This window comes from Microbacterium caowuchunii, from assembly GCF_008727755.1.
Taxonomy (GTDB): Bacteria; Actinomycetota; Actinomycetes; order Actinomycetales; family Microbacteriaceae; genus Microbacterium; species Microbacterium caowuchunii.
Genome location: NZ_CP044231.1, coordinates 1,045,406 through 1,063,100, shown reverse-complemented (window position 1 = coordinate 1,063,100; position 17,695 = coordinate 1,045,406). Strand labels below are relative to the sequence as shown.

Genomic DNA, 17,695 nt, shown 5'->3' with positions numbered 1-17,695 from the left:
TCCTCCAGGATGCGGCGTATCGGGCCCGCCGGCGGCGGTCACGGGGTCCACGCTTCATGCGTGCACATGGACCATCGTGACCGCTGCGCCTATGCGGATGCTCGGAGAAGCTCAGGCCGCGCCGTTGAACATGCTGGTGACCGAACCATCCTGGAACACCTCGCGGATGGCACGGGCGAGAAGCGGGGCGATCGGAAGGACGGTGAGACCGGGGAAGCGCTTCTCCTCGCCGATCGGGATGGTGTCGGTGACGACGACCTCGTCGATCGCGGCATCCTGGAGCCGGGAGACGGCGGGGTGACTGAACACCGCGTGGGTCGCCGCGACGATCACGCGCTCGGCACCACTGGCCTTCAGCGCCTGGGCCGCCTTGACGATCGTGCCGCCGGTGTCGATCATGTCGTCGACCAGCAGGCACACCCGCCCTTCCACGGAACCGACGATCTCGTTGACCGTCACCTGGTTGGCGACGTTCGGGTCGCGACGCTTGTGGATGATCGCCAGCGGCGCGCCCAGGCTGTCCGACCAGGTGTCCGCCACGCGCACACGGCCGGTGTCCGGCGAGACGACCGTCAGCTTCGCCCGGTCCTCGGGGCTCAGGGTGCGCTGGAAGTACTCCAGCAGCACGGGTTTGGCGAACAGGTGGTCGACCGGGCCGTCGAAGAAGCCCTGGATCTGGGCGGCGTGCAGGTCGACGCTCATGACGCGGTCGGCACCGGCCGTCCGCAGCAGGTCCGCGACCAGACGGGCACTGATGGGCTCGCGCCCGCGGCCCTTCTTGTCCTGACGGGAATAGGGGTAGTAGGGCGCGACGACCGTGATGCGCTTCGCGGACGCGCGCTTGGCGGCATCCAGCATGATGAGCAGCTCCATCAGCCACTCGTTCACCGGGGGGCCGAAGGACTGGATGAGGAAGATGTCGCATCCGCGGATCGACACCTCGAATCGGGTCAGGATCTCGCCAGAGGCGAAGGTCCGGTATTCCGTGGGCACCTGCTCGGTCCCGAGGGCCGCTGCCACATCCTTCGCGAGCGCGGGGTGTGAGCGGCCCGACGCGATGACGAGACGCTTCTTCGTCTTCGTCACCAGGCCGGGCGCGATACCGCGTTCGCGATCGAGATCAACCGTCTTGTCTTTGCGTGCCATCGCCCGATTCCTGTGCCGACCGGGCCCGTTTCGCCGCATCCGCCGCGGGGGTGCCCGGTCTGTTGTTCTCGACCCACCCCTCGACGTTGCGCTGAGGGGCGACGCTCAAAGCCAGGGCCCCGGCCGGGACATCCTTGCGGACGACCGCACCGGCACCGGTTTTCGCGCCGTCTCCAATCCTAACCGGCGCGACGAACACGTTATGCGAGCCCGTGTGCACCTCGTCGCCGATCTCGGTGCGGTGCTTGGCGATGTCGTCGTAGTTCGCGGTGATCGCCCCGGCGCCCAGGTTCACCCCGCGACCGATCGTCGTGTCACCGACGTAGGACAGGTGCGGCACCTTGCTCCCCGCCCCGATCGTGGAGTTCTTGGTCTCCACGAACGTGCCGATCTTCCCTCCCTCGGCGAGGACGGTCCCCGCCCGCAGGTAGGAGAACGGTCCGACGCTGGCGTTCGCCCCGATGACGGCGAGGGTGGCGTCCGTGCGGCGGACGACGGCATCCGCCCCGACCTCGCAGTCCTGCAGGCTCGTGTCCGGGCCGATGGTCGCGCCGGCGGCGATCGTGGTCGTTCCCAGGATGTAGCTGCCCGGCAGCACCGTGACGTCGGGCTCGAGCGTCGCGTCGACGTCGATCCAGGTCGCCGCCGGATCGAGCACGCTCACGCCCGCGACCTGCCAGCGACGCACCGTGCGGGCGTTGAGCAGGCGGGCGGCCTCGGCCAGCTGCACCCGGTCGTTCACGCCGAGGGCGGTGGCCGGATCGGGGGCGATGCACACGGCGATGCGCTCCCCCGCACGCCGGGCGAGGCCGATCACGTCCGTGAGGTACTTCTCACCCTGCGCGTTGTCCTGGCTGACGGCCGGGAGGTGGCGGCGGAGGGTCTCGGCGCGGAAGACGTACACGCCGGCGTTGATCTCCGAGACCTCCGCTTCGTGGTCGGTCGCGTCCTTCTGCTCCACGATCCGCTCCACGTCGCCGGAGGCGTCGCGGAGGACCCGGCCGTATCCGGTCGGATCCGGCAGCACGGCGCTCAGCAGGGTGACGGATGCGGAGCGCTCCCGGTGCGTGCGGACGAGGCCGGTGAGGGTTTCCGGCTCGAGCAGCGGCACATCGGCGCTCAGCACGAGCACGTCGCCGGAGAAGTCGCCGAGGCCGGCGAGACCGAGCTCGACCGCCCGCCCGGTGCCCGGCACCTCGTCCTGGTCGACCACCACGGCGTCCGGGGAGAGCTCACCGACCGTGCGCGCGACGGTGTCCCGCTCGTGGCGGACCACCACCGCGATCCCGGCCGGGGACAACGCCGCGGCGGTGTTCAGAACGTGACCGATGAGCGGACGTCCGCCGATCACGTGCAGCACCTTGGGCAACCGGGAACGCATCCGCGTCCCCTGCCCCGCGGCGAGGACGATGACGGCGAGCGGAGGGGTGTTCGCTTCTGACATGCTCCGCCGCCAGGATTCGAACCTAGACCTAACAGCTCCAAAGGCTGTCGTGCTGCCATTACACCACGGCGGACCATCGCCTCCGAGGGCGACCTCTTCCAGTCTGCCATCCCCTCGTGGCTCGCACCGGCGCGCGCGGACCTCGATAATGAGACCATGGCGCATGAGTCCGACGAAGTCGACCGGATCGTCGGCTCGTGGATGACCCAGCGGCCCGACCTGGATTTCTCCCCCCTCGAGGTGCTGTCCCGCGTGGACCGGCTCTCCCGGCACCTGGACCGTGCGCGGCGCGACGCCTTCCGGCGCAGCGACCTGGAGCCGTGGGAATGGGATGTGCTGTCCGCCCTCCGCCGCTCCGGTGAACCCTTCCAGCTGAGTCCGAAACAACTGCTCCAGCAGACGCTGGTGTCCAGCGGGACGATGACCAACCGCATCGACCGGCTCGTCGGCCGGCGTCTCGTGCGCCGGGAGGCGGACCCCGGCGACGGCCGCAGCATCCTCGTCATCCTGACGGAGGAGGGCCGCACGCGGGTCGACGCCGCCATCACGCGGCTGGTGGATGCGGAAGCGGTGCTCCTCCAGCGCATCTCCCGCAGCGACCGCGAACGTCTGGCGGCTCTGCTTCGCAAACTATCCCTGGGGTTCGACCAATGAGCGATGTGCAGGCCGGTACCGCCGGGGACGACGTGCCGGAGACGACGCCGCGCCAGGCCGCGTGGCACCGCTGGTTCGATCTCCGGTTCCGGACCCCTGTGGCCGTCTACGGCCTCATCGTCTACACGAGCCTGATCAACATCGCCGCCGAGCACGGCTCGGTATCGGATCTCCTGATCACGTCGGTCGCGTCACTGATCGTCTTCTACCTCGCGCACGTGTTCGCGCACACCCTGTCCGACCACGGCACCCACCGGCTGGGGCCGGCGACGGCGAGCGCCTTCCGGCATTCGCTGGGCATGCTCTACTCCGGGGTGCCGACGACTCTGGCGATGGTCATGGCGTCCTTCACCGTGCACGACACGGACGAGCTGTCGGACATCGCGACGAACACCACCTTCGTCATGCTGTTCCTGCTCGGCCTCTCGGCCTACACCCGCACCGGGGCGCCCGTCTGGCTCCGGCTGCTCGGGGCGATCGGCACGGCGATGCTGGGATTGCTGGTCGTCATCCTCGAGCTCCTCCTGCACTGAGCGCGGCGCTGCTGCTCAGCCGATCTGCTCGCCGAGCTCCAACCAGCGCTCCTCGAGCTCTTCGCTCTCCCGTTCCAGCTGGCCGATCGCTGCCATCTCGTCCGCGAGCCCGGTGTAGTCGGACTGGTCGCGGTCGGCGAGCGCGTCACGGCGGCTGCGGATCTGATCCGCGAGCTTCGCCAGACGCCGCTCGATCGCGGAGATCTCCTTCTGCGCGGCCCGCAGCTCCGCCCCGCCGAGGGTAGCGGTGCCGGCAGCATCCGCCGCGCTCTCGCGGACGGCGGCCGCGCGCGGCTGATCACGGCGCAGCCGGAGATACTCCTCCACGCCGCCGGGAAGGTGTCGCAGGCGGCCGTCGAGGATCGCGTACTGCTGGTCGGTCACGCGCTCGAGGAAGTACCGGTCGTGCGAGACCACGATGAGCGTCCCCGCCCACGAGTCGAGCAGATCCTCGATGGCCGCCAGCATGTCGGTGTCCAGGTCGTTGGTCGGCTCATCGAGGATCAGCACGTTGGGCTGGTCGAGGAGGATCAGCAGCAGCTGCAACCGGCGCTTCTGGCCCCCGGAGAGGTCCCGCACGGGCGTCGACAGCTGCGTGGAGGAGAACCCCATCCGTTCCAGCAACTGGCCGGGCGTGAGGTCCTGCGCCTTCGATCCGGAACCGATCGTGTAGCTGGTGCGCAGCTCCGAGATCACGACGCGGACCGGCTTGTCCATGTGCTCGTCGAGCTCGTCCATCTGCTGCGACAGCGTGGCGACCTTGACGGTCTTCCCGCGCTTGACGCGCCCTGCGGTCGCTTCGACCGTTCCCGCGACGAGTCCGAGCAAGGTCGATTTCCCCGCGCCGTTGACGCCGAGGATGCCGGTGCGCTCGCCCGGCGCGATCCGCCACTCCACGTCCCGCAGCACCTCGCGGTCACCGTAGGACACCGACACGTCGAGCAGGTCGACGACGTCCTTGCCCAGGCGGGACACCGCCAGCGACTGCAACGACACGGGGTCGCGGATCTCCGGGACGTCCGCGATGAGGGCGTTCGCGGCGTCGATGCGGAACTTCGGCTTGCTGGTGCGCGCGGGTGCGCCGCGCCTCAGCCAGGCGAGTTCCTTGCGGGCGAGGTTCTGGCGGCGCGCCTCGATCGCCGCGGACTGCCGGTCACGCTCGACGCGCTGCAGGATGTACGCCGCGTATCCGCCGTCGAACGGCTCGACGATCCGGTCGTGCACCTCCCAGGTGACGGTGCACACCTCGTCCAGGAACCAGCGGTCGTGGGTGACCACGAGCAGTCCGCCGGAGTTGGCGGACCAACGGCGCTTCAGGTGTTCGGCGAGCCAGGCGATGCCCTCCACGTCGAGGTGGTTGGTGGGCTCGTCGAGCGCGATCACGTCCCAGTCCCCCGCGAGCAGACGCGCGAGCGCGACCCGGCGCCGCTGACCGCCGGAGAGGGTGCCCAGACGCGCATCCCAGGGGAGGTCGCCCACGAGACCGGAGATCACGTCACGGACGCGGGCCTGCCCGGCCCATTCGTGCTCCAGGGCGTCTCCGACGATGGCATGCCCGACGGTGTCGTCGTCGTCGAGCGTGTCCGCCTGATCGAGCACCCCGATCTGGACGCCGCCGCGGGTCGTGACCCGTCCGCTGTTGGGTTCGCGGCGCCCGGCGAGCATCGCCATGAGGCTCGACTTGCCGTCGCCGTTTCGTCCGACGATGCCGATGCGGTCGCCCTCGTTGACCCCCAGCGAGACGGAGTCGAAAACCACGCGGGTCGGGTATTCCAGGTGCAGGGCCTCGGCCCCGAGAAGATGTGCCATCCCCTCCAGGCTACGGGAGCCCGCACACCGCGTCAGACGGCGAAGGAGAGGACCACGTCGCGACGGCGAGGTGGTCCTCTCCTTCAGGTCAGCTCAGACCGTTGTCGGCCAGCCACTTCTCGGCGATCGCCTTCGGCTGCTCCTTGTCCACCGTGCTCTGCACGTTCAGGGCCACGAGCGCCTCCGGCGTGAGCTTGGCGCTCACCGCGTTGATCACGTCGGCGATCTCGTCGGCGACGTCCGCGTTGACCACGGGCACGACGTTCGACGCGAGGAAGAGCGCCTCCGGGTCCTCGAGGACCACCAGATCCTCCGTCTGGATGCGCGGATCCGCCGTGAACACGTTCGCGACGTTCACGGTGCCGGCGACGAGATCCTCCACGGTCGTGGTCCCGGTCGCCTGGAAGGCGACGTCCACTCCGTAGGTGTCCTTCAGCCCCGACGGGCCGTAGGGGCGCTCCTCGAGCTCGGGCGGTCCGCCGAGGGTGAGGGGCACGGTGACCTCCGCGAGATCGGCGATCGATGTCAGCTGGTACTCGTCGGCGAAGTCCGCGGTCACCGTGTACGAGTCCTGGTCGCTGGCGGTGGCCTGGTCGAGCACCGTCAGCCCCTCGGGCAGCGCATCCTGGAGCGCCTCGTAGACCTCGTCCGACGAACGTGCGGTGGTGTCCTCGTCGAAGTACTGCAGCAGGTTGCCGGTGTACTCCGGGAAGAGGGTGATCGCGCCGCTCTCGAGCTCGGGCATGTACGCGTCGCGCTGCCCGATCGTGAACTGACGCTCCACGGTGAAGCCGGCGTCCTCGAGGGCCTGGGCGTAGATCTCGGCGATGATCTCGTTCGAGTAGTAGTCCTGCGACCCGACGACGATGGTGCCGGCCTCGGGCGCCTCGGCGGAGCCGCCCTCCTCGAGCGGATTGTTCGATGCGCATCCGGCCAGCAGGAGCGCGGCGGTTGCGGTCGCGGCCGCGGTGAGGGCGGCGCGACGACGGAATGCTGTGGACATGGTGTTCCTCTCAGATGGACGGGAAAGACGGAGGCGGTTCATGCGGCGGCCGCCAACGGGCGGCGGCGGGCGGTGGACGGGGCCGCGGCCGCACGTACCCCGTGCGGGACGGCGGCGCGCTGGAGCATCCCGAAGAGGGCGTCCAGCAGGAAGGCGAGCAGTGCCACCGCGATGGCTCCGCCGAGGACCTGGTCGATGCGGCGCAGCGGGATGCCCTGGATGATCGGCAGCCCGAGCCCGCCGAGACCGACGTAGGCGGCGATCGTGACGGTGGCGACGACCTGCAGGACGGCCGCGCGCAGCCCTCCGACGAGCAACGGCAGCCCGAGCGGAACCTCGACACGCCAGAGGATCTGCCATTCGGTCATCCCCATGGCCCGCGCCGCATCGATGACCCGGCGGTCGATGGCCTCGAGGCCCGTGTAGGCGCCGGCGAGGAGGGACGGGATGCCGAGGATGACGAAGGTCACCACGGCGGCCTCGGGCTTGTGCAGCACACCGAACAGGAGCACCAGGAGGACGAGAAGACCGAAGGACGGCACCGCGCGGGCAGCCCCGGAGACGGCGACCGCGATCTCGCGGCCGCGCCCGGTGTGGCCGATGTACCAGCCCAACGGCACCGCGATGAGCGCGGCGATGACGACGGCGACGGCGGTGTACGCGAGCTGCTGGGCGAGCAGGATCTGCAGGGCGGCGTTGCCGGTGTACTGCTCGGGCGACACGAGCCATGCCAGGGCGTCCCAGAACACGTTCATGCGGCGACCTCCGACGCCGCGGGGGCGACCCGTGCCGGTCGCTTCGCGCGCACCCGCCGCGTCCAGGGCATCAGCAGGCGTCCGGCGATCACGAGCAGGACGTCGATGATCAGGGCGAGGACGACGACGGCGACGATCCCGGCGAGGACCTCCTCGATGATCCGGCGCTGCAGCCCGTTGGTGAACAGGTAGCCGAGATTCGTCACGCCGACCAGGATGCCGACGGTGGCGAGGGAGATCGTGCTGACCGAGGTGACCCGCAGGCCCGCCAGGATCACCGGGCCGGACAGCGGCAGGTCGACGGCGAAGAAGCGCCGCAGGCCGCCGTAACCGAGCGCGGTCGCCGCCTGCCGGAGGTCGGGATCCACCGAGTCCAGTCCGTCGGTGACCGCGCGGGTCATGATCGCGACGGCGTAGATCGTCAGCCCGACGACGAGGTTGAACTCGGTCGGGATGCGGTAGCCGAGCGCGGTCGGCAGCAGGATGAGCAGCGCCAGGGAGGGGATCGTGTAGAGCAGCCCGGTGACGGTGATGACCCAGCCGCGCAGGAGCCGGTAGCGCCACGCCACCCAGCCGAGCGGGATGGACAGGACCAGACCGAGGAGGACGGCGATCACGCTCTGGCGCAGGTGCTCCCCCATCAGCTGCGCGATCAGATCGAGGTTCGCGAGGACCCAGGTCACCTCATGCCCCGTCCTCGACCAGCGCCCCCTGCGTACGGCCCTCCCCGTCCACCAGGACCGGACCGTTCGGGGTCTGTTTGATACGCAGGGCACGTTTGCCCCGGTCGGTGCCGATGAAGGCGGCGACGAAGTCGTCCGCCGGGTTCTCAGTGATCTCGCTCGGCGTGCCCACCTGGAGCTTCCGCGCGCCCGCGGCCAGGATCACGACCTGATCGCCCAGCAGGAACGCCTCGTCCACATCGTGCGTGACGAACACGATCGTCTTGTCGAGTTCGCGCTGCAGACGGATGAGTTCCTCCTGCAGCTCCGCCCGGACGATCGGATCGACCGCACCGAACGGCTCGTCCATGAGGAGGATGTTGGGGTCCGCGGCGAGCCCTCGCGCTACTCCGACGCGCTGCTGCTGCCCGCCGGAGAGCTGGGCGGGATACCGGTCGGCCATCGTCCGGTCCAGCCCGACGACCTCCATGAGTTCCAGTGCGCGGCGCCGTGCGTCGCGGCGTGACGTCCCGTTCAGGACGGGCACCGTCGCGATGTTGTCGGCGACGGTGAAGTGGGGCAGGAGCCCCGAGTTCTGCATCACGTAGCCGATGCGGCGACGCAGGTGCACCGGAGATCCGGCGGACACGTCCTCGCCGTCGATCTCGATCGTCCCCGCGGTGGGCTCCACCATCCGGTTGATCATCCTCAGCAGCGTGGTCTTGCCGCATCCGGACGATCCCACCAGGACGGTGGTCTTGCGGGAGGGGACGACGAGATCGAAGTCGCGCACCGCCTGCGTCCCTCCGGGGAACTCCTTGCTGACGCCCCGGAATTCGATCATCGGCGTCCCGTCCGTCGGGTCACGAGACCTGGACGCCCGGGGCGAACGCGACGTAGCCGGAGAAGTCCGCGCCGACGCGATCGATCGCGGAGGGGAACGGGTGCGGATACGCCCACGCGAGGTCGGCGGACTCCCGGCCGTCCACCACCACGTTGTAGTACTGGCATTCGCCCTTCCACGGACAGGTGTAGGGCGTGGGGCTCTCGTTCAGCGCACCGTCCACGATCGACGAGGGCGGGAAGTACCAGTTGCCCTCGATCCGGACCAGATCTTCGTCCGGGGCGTCCGCGACGACGACGCCGTCCAGTCGTGCCTTCATTTCGGACCTCCGCATGCATGCTTCGTCCCGACCGTCTCGGGGTGCCTGAAAGGCTACCGGCGCCGTCCGACCTCGGGGCCGGGATTGCGTGGAACGGCGGCGGTGTGCGTAGGCGGGTGTTCAGTACCAGTAGCTCAGATTCGCGGGGGCGGACCACCGGAACGTGCGGGCCAGGGCGACCGGGTCCGGGCACGAGAGGCGGCCGGCACGGGCGAGGGTGAGCGCGGACACCTCGCCGAGGTAGAGCGCGGAGAGCTCCGTGATGCCCAGCCGCACGGGCAACGACTCCCCGTCGCCGTCCCCCTCCCGAACGGACGCGTTCCCCTGCGCGTCCACCCCCAGAGCGAACGTCCCCGCGGCTATCCCGATGGGGTCGGCGACCTCGAGCCGGAACCTGCCCGGGGCCTCGTACCGGCGCCCCTGCAGGGCGGCGGGGACGTCGAGGATCCGGACGTAGTGGTGATCGCGCACGGTGACGGTCACGGCACGCCGGTCGGCGACCATCCAGAGCAACGGCTCGTCGAGGGTCTGCTCGGCGATGCGCACGGTACCGATCAGGTCCATCTCCATGAAGAACCTCCAGAGCGCGGCGTACGCATCGTCACCGTCGGCGATCAGGGACGAGATCTCCACGCTCGACCGGGCGAAGTCCTCTTCGTTCTCCTCGATCCGGTACAGCGCGAGGCCCTGCACGGTGCCCGCCGGGTCCGCGTACTGCACGGCACGCAGGAGCTCGGGCTTCTCCGCATCCGGTCGCGTGCCGGCGAAGCGGTCCCAGTGCCCTCCGGGCATCTCGAACTCGCCCGGACGTACGGCCCGGATCCGGTCGAACACGTCGGGGGCCAGGGCGCGCCAGCGCTCCCGGGAGATGAAGTCCACGCGTCCGGCCGGGACGGGTCCGGCCCACCCCGCCCGCTTGGTGTCGACGGTGAGGGATGCAGCGGATGCGGCGGATCCGAAACCGTACCGGCCGTACAGCGTCGATTCGCTCACGGTGAGCGAGGCGACCGGCAGTCCGGCCTCGACCGCTCTGCGCAGTTCGCCCTCCATCATCGCCCGCGCCAGCCCCCGGCGGCGGTGGGTGGGGGCGACGGTGACCGAACTGATCGCGCAGGAGGGCACCTCGCCGCCCGGGACGCTCAGCCCGCCCGCCCAGGTCGCGAACGTCGCGACGGGCTCCTGCGGATCGGGCGCGCCCGGATCCAGCACCGCGATGAGACGGCGGTACCCGAGGAACTCCATCCCGGCACGGCGGCGCGCCTCGGTCGGCTCCCCGTCGAAGAATCCCCGCGCGACGGACCGCTGCCAGGCGGCGAACTCGTCGGCATCGTCGTTGTCGAGCCGGACGAGCCGCAGCCCCGCGGCCTCCGCCCGGGCGGCGGACGTCGCATCCACCGGGAGGTCGTGGTGGGCACGGATCAGCGTGTCGTCCATCTGCTTCCTTTCCCGCGCCGTGCGAGGGTCGGGCGACTCAGGCTCAGTCCACGACGCGCGCACCGGGGACGGGCCCGTGCACGTGGTGGGCGACATGACCGCTCGCGCTCAGCACGATCTGCAGTTCGATCGCCGACTCCGCGTCCTTCGCGAGGAAGGCCAGAGTCGGCCCGGATCCCGACACGATACCCGTCAGGGCACCGTTGCGCTCCCCCTCCTCGAGGACCGGGACGAGATCCGGCCGCAGGTGCAACGCGGCGACCTGGAGGTCGTTGCGTGCCGCGGCGGCGAGCATGCCGGCGTCTCCCGCACGGAGGGCGTGCAGCACGTCCGGGTCGACGGACGGCGTCCGTGCCGGCGGGCCGATGTCGACGGCCCGGCGCTCGCGGTACTCGTCGAGGGCGCGATAGCAGGCGGGGGTGGAGAGCCCGTGGTCGTTCGTGACGATGACCCAGTCGAAGCGCCCGCGTGCGAGCGCCGGACTCAGCTCGTCGCCGCGCCCGGTGCCCACGGCTGTTCCGCCCAGCAGGGCGAACGGCACGTCGGCGCCCAGCCGCGCGGCGAGCGCCTGCAGTTCGGCGTGGCTGAGCTGAGCTCCCCACAGCGCGTCGCAGGCGACGAGCGCGGCCGCCGCATCCGCGGATCCTCCGCCCATCCCGCCGGCGACGGGCACGCCCTTCACGATGTCCAGGTGCACGCCGCCCCGGTAGCCGATCTCGGCCGCCAGCATGCGTGCCGCCCGCACCGCGAGGTTGCGGTCGTCCCGGGGGACGCCGGACACGTCGACGGAGCCGGAGACGGCGATCGTGATCTCATCCGACGGCGTCGCCCAGAGGTCCTCGTACGCGGACACCGCCTGATACGCCGAGGCGACGTCGTGGTAGCCGTCGTCCCCCAGCTGGCCGACCTCGAGGAAGACGTTGATCTTCCCGGGCGCGCGTACATGCACGCTCTCGAGCGGTTGCGAGATGCTCACAGCTTCGAGGACTGCGCCCAGATGTCGACGTCGATGCCGTCGGCGAGGACGTCGATGCGCGTCAGTTCTTCCGTGTCGAACGCCGGACCGTCCAACGCCGCCAGGTTCTCGTCGATCTGGTCCGTGCTGGACGCTCCGATGAGCGCCGATGCGACGGTCGGCTCCCGCAGCACCCACTGCAGCGCCATCTGGGCGAGCGTCTGCCCGCGCTCCTTCGCGATCACGTCGAGACCGCGGAGGGCGGCGAGCGTCTGCTCGGGCAGCGCCTTGTCCGGCAGGGAGGAGCGGTTCTGCGAGCGCCGCCCGCGCCCGTCCTCGAGGTATTTGTCGGTGAGCAGGCCCTGCGCCAGCGGGGTGAAGGCGATGGCCCCCATCCGCTCCTGGCGGAGCACACCGGTGAGACCGTCCTCGACCCAGCGGTTGAGGATCGAGTAGGCGGGCTGGTGGATGACCAGCGGCGTTCCGAGACTGCGGGCCACCGCCGCGGCGACGACCGTGCGCTCGGCGCTGTACGACGAGATCCCCACGTAGAGCGCCTTGCCCTGCACGACGAGCGTGTGCAGGGCCCCGATCGTCTCTTCGATCGGGGTGTCCGGATCGACCCGGTGGGAGTAGAAGATGTCGACGTAGTCGAGGTTCATCCGGGTGAGCGACTGCTCGGCGGAGGCCAGGATGTACTTGCGCGAGCCGAGATCCCCGTGGGGGCCGGGCCACATGTCCCAGCCGGCCTTGGAGGAGATGACCAGTTCGTCCCGGTAGGGCGCGAAGTCCTCGCGCATCATCCGGCCGAAGTTCGTCTCGGCGGAGCCGTGCGGCGGGCCGTAGTTGTTGGCCAGGTCGAAGTGGGTGATGCCCGAATCGAAGCTGTGCCGGAGGATGCTGCGCTGACGGTCGAACGGCACGTTGTCGCCGAAATTCCACCACAGGCCCAGCGATATCGGTGGCAGGTAGAGGCCGGAATCGCCCACCTGACGGTAGTCGAAACGGCTGTAGCGATCCGCCGCTGCCGCATAGGGGCGGTGGATCTCGGGGACGTCGGGACGGAACCGGGGGGCGCTCACCCCTGCAGCCTATCCACGCGGCCGCCCGCGCGCCCCCGTTCGCGGAGGAAACCCCCACGACACACGCGTGACCTAGGCTGACGAGATGGCCGCTCTGTCCGCACTCCCCCCCGATGCGCATCCGTGGTCCTCGCTTCTTGCACGCGAGGACGTCGTGCTCGATCACGGCATGCTCCACCTCCGTCACGACGACGTCTCCCCCGAACACGCCCGCCTCGCCGACCTGCTCCAGATCGCCGGCGCGCTGGAGGCGGCCGACGTGCCCTTCCTGCTCATCCGGCACGGCTACCGCACCCCGGCGCTCGTCGTCGACCTCGGCCGCCGGGAGGACGCCTGGCGCGCCCTGACCCGCCTGTGCGCCACCGAGCCGTATTACGCGAAGCTCAAGGGCGTCGCCACGATGCCCGTCCCCGACCTCGCCCCGCAGGCGGGCCCGGCATCGGTGCGACTCTTCCGCCCGCGCATCACCGGGCCGGGCGGGCTGCGGTACGGCAGCGCGTACGGCGTGCGGCTGGAGTTCTGGCGGATGGGTGCCGAGACGGTCGAAGCACCGCACGGCAACGCGCTCACCCGCCGGGTGACGCCCCGCGCCGACCTCTCGTTCACCGAGGTGGAGCGCTACGGCCGCCGGTGGCGCACCATCACCGGGATGTTCGAACCGCATCCGGGCGAGTTCACCCAGGACATCGACATGGTCTTCTCCTGGGTCGACGGTTCGTCCACCGAGTTCCAGCGCCAGCGTGCCGCACAGATGGCGGGGTACGTGGTCGGCGAAGGCGATGACAGCCCGGCGCGGTACCGTCACGTCGACGAGCTCCGCTATGCGCTGCGCAGCGTCCACATGTACGCCCCCTGGGTGCGCCGGATCTTCGTCGCCACCGACTCCCCCCGGCCCGCCTGGCTCGCCGACGACCCGCGGGTGACGGTCGTGCGCAGCGAGGAGTTCTTCGCCGACGCCTCCGCGCTGCCCACGCACAATTCGCACGCCGTCGAGGCGCAGCTGCACCGGATCGCGGGTCTCGCCGAGCATTTCCTGTACTCCAACGACGACATGTTCTTCGGCCGGCCCGTCCAGCCGGAGCTCTTCTTCTCACCGGCCGGGCTCAGTCAGTTCGTGGAGTGCGACGTACGGATCGGTGCGGGAGCACCCGATCCCCGCCGCAGCGGCCACGACAACGCGCTGCGGGTCAACCGGGCGCTGCTGGCGGAGCGGTTCGGCCGCACCATCACGCACGACCTCGAGCACTGCGCGACACCGCTGCGGCGCAGCGTCGCCGCGGAGCTCGAACAGGCCTTCCCGGCCGACTTCGCGCGTACCGCGGCATCCCGATTCCGGTCGGGGACCGACATCTCGGTCACCAACAGCCTCTACCACTACTACGCGATGTTCACCGGGCGGGCGGTGGCCACGACGGCGCCGCGGACCCGCTACTACCAGACGACGATGGCCGACTCCCTGCGCAGGATGGAGCGGCTCTCCGAGCGCCGGGACGTCGACATGTTCTGCCTGAACGACGGCGGCACCGGCGCGGAGGTCCCCGAGGAGGTGCGCGTGCGGGTCGTGACGGGGCTCCTCGAGCGGATGTTCCCGGTGCGCGCTCCGTGGGAGCGGGACGTCAGCGCAGGATCGGCAGCGGCGCGGTCGGAGGCATCCGTCGCGCACTGACCTCCTGCGCGATCCCGGCACGGTCGAGTCGCCGCTGCGCCTCCGCCGGGTCGATGTACTCCAGGGGACGCGGAGCGTCGACCGCCACCACCGAGTGCACGACGGTGTCGTCGAAGACGTGCACGAGGTTGTAGGACTGCGCACCGTCCTGCGGGCGCGTCCCGCCGACGGGGACGGTGAGGTCCTGCGCGTAGCAGGTGGAGGAGGCGACCGAGACGGGGATCCCGGCGAACGTCGCGAAGGTCGAGTAGTGCAGATGCCCCGCGATGACCGCCCGGACGTCGGTGCCGCGCAGCACGCGAGCCAACGCCGGCTGATCGCGCAGTTCCACGCTCGCCGCCAGCGGCAGCACGCTCGGGACCGGCGGGTGGTGCATGGCGAGGATGGTACCCAGCGGAGCGGGCGCGGCGAGCTCCGCGGCGAGCCATTCCAGCTGCGCCGGTCGCAACTCGCCGTGGTGGTAACCGGGGACCGAGGTGTCGAGCGTGATCAACCGCAACCCGTCCAGCTCGTCCACCCGGTCGATCGGGCTGAGGTCGGCGACGTCGTCGAGGAGGTGGGTGCGGAAGGCGCCGCGGTCGTCGTGATTCCCCATGACCCAGAACACGGGAGCGCCCAGACGCTCCGCGAACGGCTCGACGAGGGCGCGCAGGGTGCGGTAGGCCTCCGGCTCACCGAGATCCACCAGATCGCCGGTGAACACGATGCCGTCGGGGAGGATGCCGCTCGCCTCGATCCCGTCCAGGGCCCGCCCGAGCATGCGAGCGCCGTCCATCCGGTCGAACAGCATTCGTCCTGGTGCACGCAGATGCGTGTCGCTCAGATGAAGAAGCACTCTTTCGGCGGCGGGATACTCTCCCCTGCGCATGGGCTGCGACTCCTCGCTCGCGCTCGTCGGGTCGGCGCGTCCGGGAGAAAATGTTACCGGCGGGTTTCGTACCGGCCTGGGAATGCCCGATGAACGGGATGTGAACGTGTCGGAACGAACGTGTGCCGACGACCCTCAGGACGCGCGTGCGATGCGCTGGAAGTCGTCCACCGTCAGCTGTTCGCCGCGCTCGGTCGGGTCGACGCCGGCCGCTTCGAGGACCGCGGACGCTGCCGCGGCCGAACCGCCCAGTTCCGCCGAGAGCGCCTGCCGGAGCATCTTGCGGCGCTGCTGGAAGGCGGCGTCGACCAGGCGGAACGTGCGCAGCCGCTCCTGCTCGTCGCCGCGGGGCTCCGCCGCCCGCTGGAACCCCACGAGGACGCTGTCCACGTTCGGGACGGGCCAGAACACCTGCCGGGACACGGTCCCGGCCAGGCGCCAGGCGCCGTACCAGGCGGCTTTGACGCTCGGGGCGCCGTACACCTTCGATCCGGGCGGGGCGGCCAGCCGCTCCCCCACCTCGGCCTGCACCATGACGACGCCGCGCTGCAGGTGGTCGAAGTTCTCCAGGAAGTGCAGCAGCACGGGGACCGACACGTTGTAGGGCAGATTCGCCACGAGCACCGTCGGGTCGCCCGGCAGTTCGCTCACCCGCAGCGCGTCCGCGTCCATGACCCGCAGCATCCCGTCCCGCACGCCGTGTGCCCGCGCCGTGGCGGGCAGTCGCTCGGCCAGGCGGTGATCGATCTCCACCGCGACGACGCTCGCGCCGGTCTCCAGGATGGCGAGGGTCAGGGAGCCGAGTCCCGGGCCCACCTCCACGACGTGCTCGCCCGCGGAGACGCCGGCGACCTGCACGATCTTCCGTACCGTATTGGCGTCGACGACGAAGTTCTGTCCCAGCTTCTTCGTGGGGGTGACGTCGAGGTCGGCGGCGAGCGCGCGGATTTCGGCCGCGCCGAGCAGGTGCACGGTCATTCCTTAACTGTAACGAGCGCGACGGTCAATCCTGTCCGCGGCATGCGGAGCGGGTCTAGGGTGAGGCACCGTGAGCACAAGCGATTCTGTTCCCACCGGCTCCTTCTCGATGAAGGGCCCGTACGGACGCCGCGCCATTGGCCTCTCGGTCGCCGCGGCGGTTGGCGGTTTCCTCTTCGGATTCGACTCGTCCGTCATCAATGGCGCGGTCGACTCCATCCAGGGAACGTACGAGCTGAACGCCTTCCTGACCGGCTTCGTCGTCGCCGTCGCCCTCCTCGGCTGCGCGGCCGGGGCATTGATCGCCGGCTCGCTGTCCGACCGCTGGGGGCGCCTGAAGGTCATGCGCCTGGGCGCGGTCATGTTCTTCGTCTCCTCCGTCGGGACGGCACTCACCTTCAGCGTCCCGGACCTCGTCGTCTGGCGCGTGATGAGCGGTCTCGGCATCGGCATCGCCTCGGTGGTCGCGCCGGCCTACATCGCCGAGATCGCGCCTCGCCAGATCCGGGGCAGTCTCGCCTCCCTCCAGCAGCTCGCGATCACGCTCGGTATCTTCGGCGCGCTCATGAGCGACGCGGTGCTGGCCAACACGGCGGGCGGCGCCTCCGAGACCCTGTGGTGGGGCATGGAGGCGTGGCGCTGGATGTTCCTGGTGGGCGTCCTGCCCTCTGCCGTGTACGGCGTCCTGTCCTACACCCTGCCGGAGTCCCCCCGGTTCCTCATCGCGAAGGGCCGCGGCGACGAGGCCCGCGAGATCTTCTCCCGGCTCGTGCCGGCCGTCGACCTCGATCAGACCCTGCGCGAGCTCACCCGGGCGATCGAATCGGACCGCAAGAACCGGAACGCGTCGGTGCGGGGGCCGGTGATGGGCCTGCAGTCCATCGTGTGGGTCGGCATCATCCTGTCGGTGTTCCAGCAGTTCGTGGGCATCAACGTGATCTTCTACTACTCGACGACGCTCTGGAAGGCGGTCGGGTTCGACGAGAGCGACTCTCTGACGATCAGCGTGATCACCTCGGTGACGAACGTGCTGGTCACCCTGATCGCGATCTTCCTGGTGGACCGCGTCGGTCGCAAACCCATCCTGCTGACCGGTTCGGTGCTGATGACGGTGTCGCTGGCGGCCATGGCCGTCGCCTTCACCTTCGCGCAGGGCAGCGGCGAGGACGTTTCGCTCCCGGCACCGTGGGGCACGATCGCGTTGATCGCGGCGAACCTCTTCGTCGTCGGGTTCGGCGCATCCTGGGGACCGCTGGTCTGGGTTCTCCTGGGCGAGATCTTCCCCAGCCGCATCCGCGGGAAGGCGCTCGGTGTCGCGGCGGGCGCCCAGTGGATCGCCAACTTCCTCATCACCGTCAGCTTCCCGGCGATGTCGACGTGGTCGCTCCCGCTCACCTACGGCATGTACGCCCTGTTCGCCGCACTCTCTTTCCTCTACGTGGCGTGGAAGATCCCGGAGACCAAGGGCATGGAGCTGGAGAAGACGGAGACGCTGTTCGTGCAGAAGCCGAAGGCGGCCAAGGCCGACCGGTCCTGACCGCCG

17 protein-coding genes and 1 tRNA gene are annotated in these 17,695 nt (G+C 70.1%); 4 read left to right on the top strand and 14 right to left on the bottom strand.

Annotated elements, in window-relative coordinates:
* Positions 1–111: 111 nt before the first annotated feature.
* The 3 genes from F6J84_RS05010 to F6J84_RS05000 all read right to left on the bottom strand — a co-directional run bounded on the left by F6J84_RS05010 (position 112) and on the right by F6J84_RS05000 (position 2,663).
* Positions 112–1,146 carry a ribose-phosphate diphosphokinase gene (locus tag F6J84_RS05010; RefSeq protein ID WP_150971894.1) on the bottom strand — a complete coding sequence of 345 codons (1,035 nt, stop codon included), beginning with the start codon at positions 1,144–1,146 and terminating at the stop codon, positions 112–114.
* Positions 1,121–2,590 carry a bifunctional UDP-N-acetylglucosamine diphosphorylase/glucosamine-1-phosphate N-acetyltransferase GlmU gene (gene glmU, locus F6J84_RS05005; protein WP_150971892.1) on the bottom strand — a complete coding sequence of 490 codons (1,470 nt, stop codon included), beginning with the start codon at positions 2,588–2,590 and terminating at the stop codon, positions 1,121–1,123. Before glmU ends, F6J84_RS05010 begins: the two co-directional genes overlap by 26 nt.
* 1 nt (position 2,591) lies before the next feature.
* Positions 2,592–2,663: transfer RNA gene (locus tag F6J84_RS05000), tRNA-Gln, on the bottom strand.
* Positions 2,664–2,746: 83 nt separating this feature from the next.
* On the opposite strand from F6J84_RS05000, the gene F6J84_RS04995 reads away from it, so the two are divergent.
* The gene (locus tag F6J84_RS04995; RefSeq protein ID WP_150894933.1) at positions 2,747–3,244 is read left to right on the top strand and encodes a MarR family winged helix-turn-helix transcriptional regulator; all 498 of its coding nucleotides are present in this window, start codon (positions 2,747–2,749) and stop codon (positions 3,242–3,244) included.
* A complete protein-coding gene (locus tag F6J84_RS04990; protein WP_150971890.1) occupies positions 3,241–3,777 on the top strand; it encodes a hypothetical protein in 537 nt (178 codons plus the stop codon). The genes F6J84_RS04995 and F6J84_RS04990 overlap by 4 nt, the downstream gene beginning before the upstream one ends.
* 15 nt (positions 3,778–3,792) lie before the next feature.
* Here F6J84_RS04990 and F6J84_RS04985 read toward each other — a convergent pair whose 3' ends face one another.
* The 9 genes from F6J84_RS04985 to F6J84_RS15665 all read right to left on the bottom strand — a co-directional run bounded on the left by F6J84_RS04985 (position 3,793) and on the right by F6J84_RS15665 (position 12,640).
* On the bottom strand, positions 3,793–5,586 hold the full coding sequence (locus F6J84_RS04985; RefSeq protein WP_150971888.1) for an ABC-F family ATP-binding cassette domain-containing protein: 1,794 nt from the start codon (positions 5,584–5,586) through the stop codon (positions 3,793–3,795).
* A gap of 88 nt (positions 5,587–5,674) precedes the next feature.
* The gene (locus F6J84_RS04980) at positions 5,675–6,589 is read right to left on the bottom strand and encodes an ABC transporter substrate-binding protein (RefSeq protein WP_150894939.1); all 915 of its coding nucleotides are present in this window, start codon (positions 6,587–6,589) and stop codon (positions 5,675–5,677) included.
* A gap of 38 nt (positions 6,590–6,627) precedes the next feature.
* Positions 6,628–7,344, bottom strand: coding sequence for an ABC transporter permease (locus tag F6J84_RS04975; protein ID WP_150971886.1), 717 nt, complete (start codon positions 7,342–7,344; stop codon positions 6,628–6,630).
* Complete coding sequence (locus tag F6J84_RS04970) at positions 7,341–8,027, bottom strand: ABC transporter permease (RefSeq protein WP_150971884.1); 687 nt, start codon at positions 8,025–8,027, stop codon at positions 7,341–7,343. Before F6J84_RS04970 ends, F6J84_RS04975 begins: the two co-directional genes overlap by 4 nt.
* 1 nt (position 8,028) lies before the next feature.
* Positions 8,029–8,850: an ABC transporter ATP-binding protein gene (locus tag F6J84_RS04965; RefSeq protein ID WP_150971882.1), complete on the bottom strand. Its 822-nt coding sequence runs from the start codon at positions 8,848–8,850 to the stop codon at positions 8,029–8,031.
* Positions 8,851–8,869: 19 nt separating this feature from the next.
* The gene (locus F6J84_RS04960; RefSeq protein ID WP_150974684.1) at positions 8,870–9,169 is read right to left on the bottom strand and encodes a DUF427 domain-containing protein; all 300 of its coding nucleotides are present in this window, start codon (positions 9,167–9,169) and stop codon (positions 8,870–8,872) included.
* A gap of 120 nt (positions 9,170–9,289) precedes the next feature.
* A complete protein-coding gene (locus F6J84_RS04955; RefSeq protein WP_150971880.1) occupies positions 9,290–10,603 on the bottom strand; it encodes a GNAT family N-acetyltransferase in 1,314 nt (437 codons plus the stop codon).
* A gap of 43 nt (positions 10,604–10,646) precedes the next feature.
* On the bottom strand, positions 10,647–11,573 hold the full coding sequence (locus tag F6J84_RS15670) for a 4-(cytidine 5'-diphospho)-2-C-methyl-D-erythritol kinase (protein WP_238702657.1): 927 nt from the start codon (positions 11,571–11,573) through the stop codon (positions 10,647–10,649).
* A 2-nt stretch (positions 11,574–11,575) separates the two neighbouring features.
* Entirely contained in the window at positions 11,576–12,640 is a 1,065-nt protein-coding gene (locus tag F6J84_RS15665; protein ID WP_275094027.1) for an aldo/keto reductase, read from the bottom strand.
* Positions 12,641–12,725: 85 nt separating this feature from the next.
* Here F6J84_RS15665 and F6J84_RS04945 point away from each other — a divergent pair, with 85 nt between their 5' ends.
* Entirely contained in the window at positions 12,726–14,306 is a 1,581-nt protein-coding gene (locus tag F6J84_RS04945; RefSeq protein WP_150971877.1) for a stealth family protein, read from the top strand.
* Here F6J84_RS04945 and F6J84_RS04940 read toward each other — a convergent pair.
* Together F6J84_RS04940 and rsmA are read right to left on the bottom strand one after the other, a co-directional pair.
* Positions 14,257–15,174 carry a phosphodiesterase gene (locus F6J84_RS04940; RefSeq protein ID WP_150971875.1) on the bottom strand — a complete coding sequence of 306 codons (918 nt, stop codon included), beginning with the start codon at positions 15,172–15,174 and terminating at the stop codon, positions 14,257–14,259. The genes F6J84_RS04945 and F6J84_RS04940 overlap by 50 nt on opposite strands.
* Before the next feature lie 135 nt (positions 15,175–15,309).
* Positions 15,310–16,152: a 16S rRNA (adenine(1518)-N(6)/adenine(1519)-N(6))-dimethyltransferase RsmA gene (gene rsmA, locus F6J84_RS04935; RefSeq protein WP_150894960.1), complete on the bottom strand. Its 843-nt coding sequence runs from the start codon at positions 16,150–16,152 to the stop codon at positions 15,310–15,312.
* A gap of 109 nt (positions 16,153–16,261) precedes the next feature.
* Between rsmA and F6J84_RS04930 the strand changes: the two genes are divergently transcribed.
* Positions 16,262–17,689 (top strand): sugar porter family MFS transporter, encoded by a 1,428-nt coding sequence (locus F6J84_RS04930; protein ID WP_191905794.1) that lies wholly within the window; start codon positions 16,262–16,264, stop codon positions 17,687–17,689.
* Positions 17,690–17,695: the final 6 nt, after the last annotated feature.

Excerpts from the sequence above, each read along its gene's own strand:
- F6J84_RS05010 (WP_150971894.1), bottom strand. The coding sequence starts at position 1,146 with ATGGCACGCAAAGACAAGACGGTTGATCTCGATCGCGAACGCGGTATC.
- glmU (WP_150971892.1), bottom strand. The coding sequence starts at position 2,590 with ATGTCAGAAGCGAACACCCCTCCGCTCGCCGTCATCGTCCTCGCCGCG.
- F6J84_RS04995 (WP_150894933.1), top strand. The coding sequence starts at position 2,747 with ATGGCGCATGAGTCCGACGAAGTCGACCGGATCGTCGGCTCGTGGATG.
- F6J84_RS04990 (WP_150971890.1), top strand. The coding sequence starts at position 3,241 with ATGAGCGATGTGCAGGCCGGTACCGCCGGGGACGACGTGCCGGAGACG.
- F6J84_RS04985 (WP_150971888.1), bottom strand. The coding sequence starts at position 5,586 with ATGGCACATCTTCTCGGGGCCGAGGCCCTGCACCTGGAATACCCGACC.
- F6J84_RS04980 (WP_150894939.1), bottom strand. The coding sequence starts at position 6,589 with ATGTCCACAGCATTCCGTCGTCGCGCCGCCCTCACCGCGGCCGCGACC.
- F6J84_RS04975 (WP_150971886.1), bottom strand. The coding sequence starts at position 7,344 with ATGAACGTGTTCTGGGACGCCCTGGCATGGCTCGTGTCGCCCGAGCAG.
- F6J84_RS04965 (WP_150971882.1), bottom strand. The coding sequence starts at position 8,850 with ATGATCGAATTCCGGGGCGTCAGCAAGGAGTTCCCCGGAGGGACGCAG.
- F6J84_RS04960 (WP_150974684.1), bottom strand. The coding sequence starts at position 9,169 with ATGAAGGCACGACTGGACGGCGTCGTCGTCGCGGACGCCCCGGACGAA.
- F6J84_RS04955 (WP_150971880.1), bottom strand. The coding sequence starts at position 10,603 with ATGGACGACACGCTGATCCGTGCCCACCACGACCTCCCGGTGGATGCG.
- F6J84_RS04945 (WP_150971877.1), top strand. The coding sequence starts at position 12,726 with ATGGCCGCTCTGTCCGCACTCCCCCCCGATGCGCATCCGTGGTCCTCG.
- F6J84_RS04940 (WP_150971875.1), bottom strand. The coding sequence starts at position 15,174 with ATGCGCAGGGGAGAGTATCCCGCCGCCGAAAGAGTGCTTCTTCATCTG.
- rsmA (WP_150894960.1), bottom strand. The coding sequence starts at position 16,152 with ATGACCGTGCACCTGCTCGGCGCGGCCGAAATCCGCGCGCTCGCCGCC.
- F6J84_RS04930 (WP_191905794.1), top strand. The coding sequence starts at position 16,262 with ATGAAGGGCCCGTACGGACGCCGCGCCATTGGCCTCTCGGTCGCCGCG.